The organism is Corynebacterium sp. KPL2895, from assembly GCF_040225815.1.
GTDB lineage: Bacteria > Actinomycetota > Actinomycetes > Mycobacteriales > Mycobacteriaceae > Corynebacterium > Corynebacterium rhinophilum.
In genome coordinates, this window is sequence record NZ_JBEHFY010000025.1 from 24,340 (window position 1) to 35,351 (window position 11,012).

The following is an 11,012-nucleotide window of genomic DNA, read 5'->3' on the forward strand; positions in this document are numbered from 1 at the left end:
GACCTTCTCTAGATTTCAGTTCTTATCTCAGTGCTTACTGATGAATTACGATACCAGCAGCGATGGTTACGGCAGTAGCGCCGAGGCTTCGAATTTCCAGATGCGAACCTCCACGTCCTGATCTTTGCGGATGGTATCGCCAGGATTAATGGACGCCCAACCGATCTTATTGCTATCAACCAAGGCGCCGGTAGGAATTGGCTCGCCCACGCGCAGCTGTCCATTCCAGCCCGCCTGGCGCAGTGCATTTTCGGCTTGTCCTTGATTCTTGTGCATGACCTCGGGTGCCTTCATGAGCATCCCATTGGATACCTCAATGGTGACAGTCTGGCCCTTTTCCAGCTGCGCGCCCTGGTTGGAGACGTTCAGCACGGTGCCTTCTGGCTCTAGGGAATCTACTTCGCGGACATTGACATCGAAGTCACTGGCTTCAAGGCGGCTGCGCGCATCCTCTTCGTTCAAGCCGGAAACATCAGGAACGCGCTTCTTTTCGATGCCCTTAGACACCGTCACCCGGACCTTCGAGCCCTTGGACAATTGCGTACCACCCGCGGGGTTCTGCTGGATTACCTCGCCGGCGGGGGCCTCATCATTGCGCTCAGAAATATCCGAGTTCAGCTCCAGGCCGGCCTCTTCCAAGACCTGCGCCGCCTGATCCAGGTTCATGCCGGTGATATCGGGGACATCGATGATTTCCTTGCCGGAAGAAACGGTCAGGGTCACCGAGGCATTCTTCTGCAATTCCGAGCCAGGGGCCGGATTGATGCGAATCGCATTATTGCGGTCGATATCCGGGTTAGCCTCTTGGTTCACGGTGACGAGAAGCCCCAAGTCCTCGAGCTCTTTGACCACTTCATTGCGCGGGCGGTTTTCTACCTCCGGCACGATGACGCTATTGTGCTCCGCTACCTCGGTTTGGTCACGGCCACTCCTATTCTTTTCATCGTCGCTGCTCCAGAAATCCCAGGCAAAATAGCCCAAGATGGCGACCAACAGCGCGACGAGGAGCAGCGCGAGCCATTTCATCCAACCGCCGCCTTCATCCTCTTCGGGTGCTCCGGTAGGACGCGTCGATTCGATCGGTGCCCGGTGGGATGTAGCAGTAGCGGTGGCCGGGGCGGGCATCGCCGTCGTGGCATCGTCCTCGTTGACGTGCATGCGGGCGGCCTCGGTGACTTGGCCCGTGCGCAGACGATCCAAATCGCCGGCCATCTCCCAGGCGGACTGATAGCGGTCTGCGGGGTGCTTGGCCATCGCGGTCAGTACCACTGCATCGATATTGACCCGTTGGGTGGGGGTCAACGAGGGGTCATCGATAAGCTCCGAAGGCGGGGTCGGTTCCTCCTGCACATGCTGGTAAGCCACGGCAAAGGGGGTTTCGCCTTCGAACGGGGTGCGGCCGGTGAGTACCTCGTACATGACGCAGCCCAGCGCATAGACATCAGAACGCGCATCGGCGTTTTTGCCGCGCGCCTGCTCCGGGGAAAGGTACTGGGCGGTACCGATAACGGCAGAAGTTTGGGTCATCGCCGAGGTCGAATCATCCAATGCACGGGCGATGCCAAAGTCCATCACCTTCACCTGGCCAGTATTGGTGAGCATGATATTCGCCGGCTTGATATCGCGGTGAATGATTCCCGCCTCATGGGATGCCTGCAAGGCCTCCGCGACCGGCTTGAGGATCTCCGCCGCTTCTTGGGCGGGCAGCGGGCCATCTTCGCGAATAATATCGCGCAGCGTGGCCCCGTTGACCTTCTCCATGACGATATACGGTATGGTCATGCCGTCCATCTCGGTCTCGCCGGTGTCATAGACCGCGACGATATTGGGATGGTTTAGCTTGCCCGAGTTCTGCGCCTCGCGGTAGAAGCGCTCGCGGAAGTTGATATCGCGAGCCATCTCCGTGCGCAGCATTTTTACCGCTACTTGCCGGCCTAAAGTGGTGTCCTCTGCGGCAAATACCTCGGACATGCCGCCGGAGCCGATGATCTCACCGAGCCGGTACCGGTCATTGACCATGGCTTAGTCACCATCCTGTCTTAATAAATCAGATAAATCCCCAGGGAGTTCATCGGGCTGTGAGTTTACTGTGTTTTTCTGCTCAGGTGTGTTTTCGACCTGCGGCTGCTGGGGCTGACGCTGCTGCGTCGGGGTATTCGGGGCCTGCTGGTTTCGCGTCGGGGCCTGCTGGTTCGGGGTCTGCGGCTGCCGGTGATTATCGCGCGGCGCCTGGTTGCCCTCCCGATCCGTAGGCTCCGTCTCCGTTACCGTCACTTCCTGCGGCGTCTCATTAGTATCTTCTTCCTCCAGGGTTTCTACCTGCGTGGTCGTGGGATCCCGGTATTCGGTAACCACGGAAGTTTCCTGGGTAGACGAAGGATCGCTGTCGCCGCTCTCGCTACTCATGAGGTTCATGATGGCGTAGCCGGCCGCGGCAAGCAGGGCGATGGCCGCGACGATACCCAGGCCTTTAAGGAAAGACTTCCCGCCCTTCGAATCATTGTCCGGGGCTGGTGCTACCTTACGTTGCGGCGCGGCAGCACTCGCCGCCGTCCCCGCCGCCGGATGAATGGTGGTGGGCTGGGCGACATCGGCAAGCATCTCCGTCGATGCCGAGGGCGAAGGCTCTGGAGCCTGCTGGTGGGGCGGAATGGATTTGGGCTGCGGCGGGCGCTTGCCCAGGCGCACATCGGATACCGCGACCGTAAATTCATTGCCATCGGCATAGCGGGTATTGGGATCCTTGCGCAGCGCGATACGAATGAGCTCGCGCGCCGGGGCGCTAATCGTGGTCGACAGCGGTTCAGGCTCTTGGTTGATGTGGGCAAGAGCAATGGACACGGAGGAATCACCCGAAAAGGGGCGCTTGCCGCCGAGCATCTCGTAACCAACGACGCCGAGCGAATAGATATCAGAGGCGGGGGAGACTTCCTTGCCCTGCGCTTGCTCAGGCGAAACGTACTGGGCAGTACCCACCACCATGCCGGTGCGCGTGAGCGGTACCGCGGCGGCGGCCTTGGCGATGCCAAAGTCCGTAATTTTCACCTGCCCATTTTGGGTAATCATCAGGTTGCCGGGCTTAATATCGCGGTGCACCAAGCCCATCCGGTGGATAATGGATAGACCGTGACCCGCTTGCTCAAGCACGTCCAGGGCGAGTTCTTCCTGCAAGGTGTTCTCGCGCGCGAGCAGGTCCGCGAGGGATTCGCCCCGCACGTATTCCAAGGCCATGAAGCAGAATTTGCGGCCATTATCTTCCAGCTCGCGGTAGTCATACGTGGCCACCACGTTATCGGACTGGATAGATTCAGCGGATTCCGCTTCATTGCGGAAGCGGGAGAGGAATTCCTGGTTATCAGAAAATTCCGGCCGCAACACCTTGATGGCTACTTCGCGGTCATTACGAGTGTCATCGGCAAGCCACACCGTGGACATGCCGCCGTGGCCAATGATCCACTGCAGCTCGTAGTCGCTGCCGATGAGTTCCTGGAGATGGTCTTTGTTCTCGGTATTCTTCATTACTGTTCCCCCTGGTATGCGCTCAAGATGGCACGACCAATTGGGCCAGAGACTCGGCCGCCCGTCGCGGATTCGCCCAAGTTACCGCCATTCTTGACGACGACCCCGACGGCAATATCGCGGTCCGGGTCAAAGGCGACGTACCACACGTGCGGAGCCAGGCCTTCGCCGTGCTCGGCGGTACCGGTCTTGGATGCAAAGCCATTGCCGTCGTAGCCCCACGAAGAACGCTCGGAGGCAAACATCAAGTCCCGAATGGTCGATGCGGTCTCTTCCGTGACGGCCTCGCCGGCCTTCTTGGGCTTGGTGGTGCGGATTTCCTTCATCTGGGCATCGGTAATGCGATTGACTAGGTAAGGCTCCATGCGCGTGCCCTTATTGGCCACGGTTCCGGCCATGACTGCCGCCTGCAGCGCACTCATGGTGACATCGCGCTGGCCGATGGCTGATTGCGCCGTCGCCGCACCATCCGGCAGGTCTCCCAAGGTGCCTGCGGAAGAAGAGACACCCAAGTCATATTTCTTGCCGATGCCGAAAGCATCCGCGTACTTGCGCAGCTCATCCGCGCCGATCTGCTCAGACATCTGCACAAATGCGGTATTACACGACAGCGCGAAGGCGGTCTGCAGAGTCACGGAATCCTGGCCATTGCACTTTTCATTGCCGTAGTTCGTCAGTTCCGTGACGGTATCAGGCAAGGTAATCACGTTGGCACCGGTCAGGCTCGACGAGGGATTGTATCCATTATTCAATCCGGCCGCAGTCGTAATGATCTTGAAAATAGATCCCGGCGGCAAGGTATCCGCCGCTGCATGGTTGACCAGTGGCTGACCGGCCTGTTCCTGCAAACCTGCCCAAGCCTCCTCAGCGGACTCGCCCACCAATGAATTTGGGTTAAAGCCCGGGTTGGAAGCCATGGCCAGAACCTTGCCCGTCGACGGCTGGATGGCAACAGCCGATCCTTCGTACCCAGGGCCCGCCAACTGGTCATACGCGGCCTGCTGCAATGCCGGATCGATGGTGACTTCTACATTGGCTCCCTTGGTGGGCTTATTCGCGATGGTATCCAGCCAGTGCTGTTTGAACAGGGAATCGTCCGTGCCATTGAGAATTTCGTTCTGCGAAGATTCCAATTCCGAAGCACCAAATTGGCTGGACAAATAGCCGGTGAGATTGCCAAAAGCGGGCGAATCGATGGGATAAGACCGGGAGTAGGTCTCATCAGGATTTTCCGTGGATTGCGCCAGCACTGTATTGCCGGAATAGATCTGTCCGCGCGGGGTGGTCTGCAATTCTATAAACCCGCGCGAGTTCTTAGCATTATGTGCGTATTTATCATCCGAAAATGCCTGAATGACCGTCAGGTTCACCAACAGAACCGCGGTCAAGATGATGGCAAATAGGGATACTAGGCGGATGGATTTGTTCATCGGTAAGCCTCCTGAACCGACGGGAACATGGAGGTGTCACTCGGAGCGTTGCTCGAGTTCTCCTGCATGGGTCGGCGTGCTGCGTTAGAGATCCGCAGCAAAATCGCCAACAGTACATAGTTAGCCATGAGAGAGGAACCACCGGCGGACATGAAAGGAGTGGTCAAGCCGGTCATCGGCAGCAGGGCGGAAATGCCACCGGTGACGACGAAGACCTGTACCGCCAAAGTAAGAGAAAGGCCTGAAGCGACCAGTTTGCCGTACGTATCGCGGGTACGCAACGCGGTATTGAATCCGCGGGTAACCAACATGCCAAAGAGGACCAGAACGGCAGCTAGACCAATCAGGCCCAATTCCTCACCGATGGCGGCGAGGATAAAGTCTGAGTGCGCCACCGGAACCAATTCGGGGTGTCCTTGGCCCAAGCCGCTGCCGGAAATACCGCCAGAGGACATACCAAAAAGGGACTGGGCCAATTGGTATCCAGTGTTGTCATAGTTAGCCAGCGGGTCCATGAAGTTGGAAAAACGCTGCTGAATCTTTTCGGATACCTGGTAAATGCCAAAGCCGCCGATACCAACGAGGACGAGGCCAATAAAAAGCCAACTGACCCGGCCGGTAGCCATAAATAGCATGCCCAGCACCGTGCTGAAGAGCAGCAGCGCCGGACCAAAGTCATTGGAAATTCCCATGATGATAATGGCGATGGCCCACACAATGAGAATGGGGGCGAGGTCGCGCAAGCGGGGCAGGGAAATTCCCAAGAAACGATAGCCAGCCACGGTAAAAAGGGATCGCTTCTGCGTTAGCAGCATGGCAAAGAATAAGATCAGCATGATCTTGGAGAACTCACCCGGCTGGATGGAAAATGGCCCGAAGTTCAGCCAAATGCGCGCCTCAACGCCATCAGGTTGTGGCCACACCAATGGCAGCGCCAACAGTACGAGGCCAGCCGCACCCAAGATATAGGAGTAGCGGGTGAGTGAGCGATGGTCCTTGACAACCGCCAGGACCAGCACAAAAAGCACCAAGCCAACGACGGTCCACATCACCTGGCGAACCGCGAGACCCCGATCATTGACCAAATCCAAGCGGGCCAAAACGATAAGCCCAATGCCATTAAGGATGGCCACGATAGGCAACATGACCTGGTCCGCGTAGGGTGCCAAGAAGCACATTGCCAAGTGCGCAATGGTAAAGACACCAATGAATCCACCGATGAGGTAGATCAAGTCCGTCGTGAGCGCATTATCCTGCGACAGCTCCAAACTGACCAAGGTAATGGCAAAGACGACCGCGGCGAGAATAAGGAGGCCGAGTTCGATTCTCCGGCTAAAAAACTTCTGCATCAGCTACACCTCCCTACAAGTGACCCCAGGTTTGTTTTCCTTGGTGTCTTTATTATCTTTTTGGCTCGGCGCAGTGATACATGGCTTGAGTGCCTTTTCACCCAAGTCATTAATCTGATCCTGAACCTCGCTCAGGTCACCGGCAGAAATATGATTGACCGCGCCGCGCTCAGACTCAGGCAGATCAGAGACCTTCAACGGGGTGAAGTCCCCCTTGCACTTCTGGGCAGAAAACAGCAAGGAGTTCTGGTCATTAATGCACACGTATTGGTGAGTGGAGCTTAAATCCTTGCCAAATAAGGAATAATCCGCGCCTTTGAGGACAGTGATTTCTTGTGCGTCGTTGGTCTCGGCGTAATAGTTATTGGACAAGAAATTCTTTACCCACAGCCCTGCGCCAATAACGAGCGCCAAGATGATGATGAGGGCGATGAGGACCTTCCACCCAATTTTTCGTCGAGGGGGCTCGTCTTCTGCCTCTTCTTCATCGGAGTCCTTAGCCGCATTGTCTTCATCGGCCATGACGGCCGGCGGAATCACCTGGGGTTTACGGGTGAGTTTCGCGGCGCGTGACGCCGAGGAATCCGGGTGCGTGGGCTCTTCTACCGAACCTGCAAGAGCACCAACGCGGAACGGCTCGTGGGTGGCGGGTTTTTCTTCCGTGACCTCGGCGATGACGACGGTGACATTGTCCGGTCCGCCCGAACGAATAGCGAGATCCACGAGGGTGGACCCCGCCTGTTCGATGCTTCCCTGGCCAAGGGCAGTCTCAATCGTGGAAGCGGTAACTGGGTCCGAAAGCCCATCCGAGCACAGCAGGATGCGGTCACCCGCCTTGGCTTCGAACGTGAAGAGCGTCGGCTCCACCGCACGGCCGGTATAGGCCTTCAAGATGAGGGACTTTTGTGGGTGGGAAGAAACATCTTCTGCAGCCAGCTCGCCCTTATCCACCAAGGATTGCACATAGGTATCATCCTTGGTGATTTGCTCGAGCTTGCCATCGCGCAGCAAATAAGCGCGCGAATCACCCACATGGCAGACACCAAAGGTCGTGCCATTGAACAGCATCGTGGACAGCGTCGTGCCCATACCTTCAGTCTCCGGGTGGGCGGTGATGTGCTCGCTGATGGCTTCATTGGCGTCATCGGCAGCAGCTGCAAGGAGTGCCTCCGTGTCCTCCTTACCCGGATCCTGATCTAGGATTTCGAGGTGGTTGACCATGAGTTGGGAGGCGACCTCACCTGCGGCATGTCCGCCCATGCCATCGGCCAAAATCAGCAGGTGGGATCCGGCGTAACCGGAGTCCTCATTATTACCGCGGATAAGCCCGCGGTCCGACTTGGCAAAAAAGTTTAGCTTCAGTGTCATGCGTTCAACCTCACGGTAGTGCGGCCTAGCTTAATCTCGGAGTTCGCGCCGACTACCTCAGGTTGGTCGATGCGCACACCATTGACGAGGGTTCCGTTGCGAGATTCCAAATCCTCCACTACCCACTCGCTGCCGCGGCGAAATAGGCGTGCATGATGGCCGGAAGAGTAATCATCCCCAGTGACAAAATCACAGTCAGCGGCGCGGCCCAAGGTGCATTCCTCGAGCGTGCCCAAATTCATGTGGGATCCCTGCAAAGGGCCTTCCACAATAGAAAGCTGCTTCACCGCAGCGTGACTGCGCGGGGACGCACCCATTTTCGACGGCTGTGGCATAGCACCTGCGGATTTATTGGTATCCCGCCGCATGGCATTCAAGGCCACCAGGACAAATACCCACAAAAGAGCCAATAAGCCGATGCGAAGCGCCAGCATGATGACTGCATCCATGGCGGCCTCCCTTCCTCAGTGTGAATTAGTAACTATGCGAATCAAGGCCCGTAATGCGGACCTCGACGTGGGAATGGCCCATGGTGATCACGTCGCCATCGGCAAGCAGCCAGTTATCAATGGGAGTGTCATTGACCGTGGTGCCATTGGTGGACTGCAAATCCACCAACACGGCATCTTCACCGTTCCACGTGATTTCCGCGTGCTGGCGGGACACGCCCGTATCCGGCAGGCGCAAATCCGCATCATTGCTGCGGCCAATAATATTTGACCCTTCCTGCACGTGGTAGACGCGGGAAGAGCCATCCTGCAACATCAAATTGACTGCGGGGCCCTGCGTTTGCGGCGCGGGTTGGTCATCTTGCGCAATGAAAGCGGTAGTAGCTGCGTCATCCGCATTATTTTCGTGCGGGTTGGTCATCTGGTCCTCCTGACCATCAAAGTCGTGGAAAATCGCCTCGAAACCGGTCTCTTCTGTGGGCTCGTGATCTATAAACGAGGACACACGAAGCTGGCCCGTGCGCAGGCCCGATTCCTCCGCAATCCGCACAATGACGGGACCAGCGAGGGACCATCCGTTATTGCGGATAAAGCGAGATAATTGGTCTGCGCAATCGGCAGGCAAATCGGGGTCTTGCGACAAGTTCTCCAAATCCTTGGAAGAGACACCTACAGTCATGACATTGGGACTATAGAGCTTGTTATCGTCCCCGTGGCCGAGATTGTCCTGGGCTTCTTGCTTCAAAAGCTCATCAATCTCTGCAGGAACGACCTTGCCGCCGAAGACAAAAGCCATGCCGTTATCAAGGCCGCGTTGCATAGCGGAATCGAGCTTCGCCAGCCTTTCTAAAAACGCCACGAATTTTGCTCCTTTCCGCTATACAGCGATCAGTAGTGATCAGTAGTAGCCATTATAGTTTGTATACCCCTTTCAAACGTAGACGGCGGCGCGAAAGTTCCTAGTTTTTCGCCATTAAATGCGCAAAATAATCCGCTTTTCCTGCTGATTTGTAATTGTATGCACTCCCTGTGCTATCTTTATCTAGTCGCACTGACAACCACACCCTGCCCGGGTGGCGGAATTGGCAGACGCGCTGGCTTCAGGTGCCAGTGTTCGATAAGGACGTGCGGGTTCAAGTCCCGCCCCGGGCACAATGAGCAGTTGAATAAACTGCGACACCGGAGGTAACAAACTCGAAAGGGTTAGTGACCTCCGGTTTCTTTCTTTTTCTGAACTTTAGTGGTCGAGGATTGTAAGTGTGGGGATTTACATCCTAAATCCCGCCCGAGCCGGTCGACACGTCTTTCGAATTTTGTTTTCGATGGTGTCAACAAGTCATCTTGATCTGACACCCTTCTTTTGAGTTTCGGTTTATTGTGTAGGCAGTCAGTCCGAGGCTTGATGTTTGCTTAGGTTTGGTTGGCAGGGTCGAGAGGATAATAGTTTTATTGCATGATCTCGATCTCGTAGTTCGATTTGGGACCGGGCCATTACTTTCGGTGGATCTCTGCTGCGCCCATAGGCCAAGCAGTTTTAGGGGTTCGTTGTACGGGAAAGCTGGTGTGCCTAAACCATCCTTGATTTGAGATCCTACTTAGGGTCACTTGGAATCCTCCAACTGAGGTGTTTCCCGGGTGTTGGAGGATTTCCTAGTCGTTGAATCCTGATCTAGGAGTTAATCGACTGGGCTGACGCGGATAAGGTTTCCATCAGGGTCGGCAACAACGAAGGTGCGGCCGAAGACATCATCGTAGGGTGGCTGCACAATTTGGATTCCTTTCGATTTCCATAGACGGTATGTCTCATCGATGCGGCTTGCCGGTCCATCCAGCATCAAACCTATTTCGCTCGTTCGCGGTGTCTGTTTCTCCATGTGGGTGTTATGGCCGGTCCACACAGCAAACAGGACATCCTTTGAAATCTCGAATGCTACATATCGAGGACTGATGAACGATGGCTGCATATCGAATAAGTCGCTGTAGAAGGCAGTCGAGATCTCTGTATCGGAGACATAGGTTAGGAAAAGATTGGGGGTTGGCATCGCCATTCTCCTTTCGGTGAGTGGTGTTGTTTACGTGGACGCAGTGCATTGGAGCAAACAAACCTGACAAGGAGTGTCATATTCCGGAAAATACTGTGGTTCCAGTGATAATTACGGCATGAGATCGGCGCGCTTGTTGTCTATGCTCTTGCTATTGCAAACCCGAGGCCGTGCTACGTCTGCCGAGCTGGCTTCGCATTTTGAGGTTTCCCAGCGCACAATACTGCGTGACGTTGATGCACTCTCGGCCGCAGGAATACCTGTTTATACGGAGCAAGGTATGCATGGTGGGATTGTGCTCGATAGGCGCGCTCGATTGAACGCTTCTCGATTGGATCCGACTGAGATTCAGCTGATGAGGATTCTTGGCGTCGGGGCAGATTCACTCGCACACTTGGGTTTTGGCCAAGACATCGCCCTGCTGCAGAAGAAAATGAACGCAGTCTCATTCTCTAAAGCGCCCGATACTCATAATTTGGAAGAAAAGGTCCTACTTGATTCCAGTGGCTGGTTTAGCAATGAAACCCAAAACGACTTAGAAGAGTTGCTAGAGGCTGTACGGAAAGAAGCTCGAATTGAGGTGTCCTATCGCCGAAGCGGGGACAAGAAGCAACAACGTGCTGTGGCTGATCCTTATGGGCTTGTACACAAGGGTAGAAGTTGGTACTTGGTCGTCGATATCGATGGGGAACCAAGGATGTTGGCAGTCTCGCGTTTAGAAACCTTTCGCGTTTTAGGTCAAGCTGCTCAGCTTCGTCCAGGGCAAAGTTTGGCAAGGGGTCAAGTCCGTTTGAGTGGTGTTTCTACCTTTCGATAGAGCATGCAGTGTGATGGTGTCAGGGGCCAGCACGTGCT

The 11,012-nt window shown here is 55.8% G+C and carries 9 protein-coding genes and 1 tRNA gene; 2 read left to right on the plus strand and 8 right to left on the minus strand.

The genetic code is table 11. The annotated features are described in order from the left end of the window. Positions 1–66: 66 nt before the first annotated feature. The 7 genes from pknB to ABRP95_RS10360 are packed head-to-tail and all read right to left on the minus strand — an operon-like array spanning position 67 to position 8,974. A complete protein-coding gene (gene pknB, locus ABRP95_RS10330) occupies positions 67–2,019 on the minus strand; it encodes a Stk1 family PASTA domain-containing Ser/Thr kinase (RefSeq protein WP_349839399.1) in 1,953 nt (650 codons plus the stop codon). A gap of 3 nt (positions 2,020–2,022) precedes the next feature. Then, complete coding sequence (locus tag ABRP95_RS10335; RefSeq protein ID WP_284770850.1) at positions 2,023–3,519, minus strand: serine/threonine-protein kinase; 1,497 nt, start codon at positions 3,517–3,519, stop codon at positions 2,023–2,025. Then, a complete protein-coding gene (locus ABRP95_RS10340; RefSeq protein WP_284770851.1) occupies positions 3,519–4,949 on the minus strand; it encodes a penicillin-binding transpeptidase domain-containing protein in 1,431 nt (476 codons plus the stop codon). The genes ABRP95_RS10335 and ABRP95_RS10340 overlap by 1 nt, the downstream gene beginning before the upstream one ends. Further along, positions 4,946–6,298: an FtsW/RodA/SpoVE family cell cycle protein gene (locus tag ABRP95_RS10345; RefSeq protein ID WP_284770852.1), complete on the minus strand. Its 1,353-nt coding sequence runs from the start codon at positions 6,296–6,298 to the stop codon at positions 4,946–4,948. Before ABRP95_RS10345 ends, ABRP95_RS10340 begins: the two co-directional genes overlap by 4 nt. Positions 6,299–6,301: 3 nt before the next feature. Then, positions 6,302–7,666 (minus strand): PP2C family protein-serine/threonine phosphatase, encoded by a 1,365-nt coding sequence (locus tag ABRP95_RS10350; RefSeq protein WP_284852530.1) that lies wholly within the window; start codon positions 7,664–7,666, stop codon positions 6,302–6,304. Continuing rightward, a complete protein-coding gene (locus tag ABRP95_RS10355) occupies positions 7,663–8,115 on the minus strand; it encodes an FHA domain-containing protein FhaB/FipA (RefSeq protein ID WP_005276102.1) in 453 nt (150 codons plus the stop codon). The genes ABRP95_RS10350 and ABRP95_RS10355 overlap by 4 nt, the downstream gene beginning before the upstream one ends. 25 nt (positions 8,116–8,140) lie before the next feature. Then, complete coding sequence (locus ABRP95_RS10360) at positions 8,141–8,974, minus strand: FHA domain-containing protein (RefSeq protein WP_284770854.1); 834 nt, start codon at positions 8,972–8,974, stop codon at positions 8,141–8,143. 208 nt (positions 8,975–9,182) lie between these two features. On the opposite strand from ABRP95_RS10360, the gene ABRP95_RS10365 reads away from it, so the two are divergent. After that, positions 9,183–9,267, plus strand: a tRNA-Leu gene (locus ABRP95_RS10365). 524 nt (positions 9,268–9,791) lie between these two features. Here the strand turns inward: ABRP95_RS10365 and ABRP95_RS10370 are convergent. Continuing rightward, positions 9,792–10,157 carry a VOC family protein gene (locus ABRP95_RS10370; RefSeq protein ID WP_046648644.1) on the minus strand — a complete coding sequence of 122 codons (366 nt, stop codon included), beginning with the start codon at positions 10,155–10,157 and terminating at the stop codon, positions 9,792–9,794. Between the two features lie 73 nt (positions 10,158–10,230). On the opposite strand from ABRP95_RS10370, the gene ABRP95_RS10375 reads away from it, so the two are divergent. Further along, a complete protein-coding gene (locus ABRP95_RS10375; protein WP_349839400.1) occupies positions 10,231–10,974 on the plus strand; it encodes a helix-turn-helix transcriptional regulator in 744 nt (247 codons plus the stop codon). Positions 10,975–11,012: the final 38 nt, after the last annotated feature.

Excerpts from the sequence above, each read along its gene's own strand:
- ABRP95_RS10335 (WP_284770850.1), bottom strand. The coding sequence starts at position 3,519 with ATGAAGAATACCGAGAACAAAGACCATCTCCAGGAACTCATCGGCAGC.
- ABRP95_RS10355 (WP_005276102.1), bottom strand. The coding sequence starts at position 8,115 with ATGGATGCAGTCATCATGCTGGCGCTTCGCATCGGCTTATTGGCTCTT.
- ABRP95_RS10370 (WP_046648644.1), bottom strand. The coding sequence starts at position 10,157 with ATGCCAACCCCCAATCTTTTCCTAACCTATGTCTCCGATACAGAGATC.
- ABRP95_RS10350 (WP_284852530.1), bottom strand. The coding sequence starts at position 7,666 with ATGACACTGAAGCTAAACTTTTTTGCCAAGTCGGACCGCGGGCTTATC.
- ABRP95_RS10340 (WP_284770851.1), bottom strand. The coding sequence starts at position 4,949 with ATGAACAAATCCATCCGCCTAGTATCCCTATTTGCCATCATCTTGACC.
- ABRP95_RS10345 (WP_284770852.1), bottom strand. The coding sequence starts at position 6,298 with ATGCAGAAGTTTTTTAGCCGGAGAATCGAACTCGGCCTCCTTATTCTC.
- pknB (WP_349839399.1), bottom strand. The coding sequence starts at position 2,019 with ATGGTCAATGACCGGTACCGGCTCGGTGAGATCATCGGCTCCGGCGGC.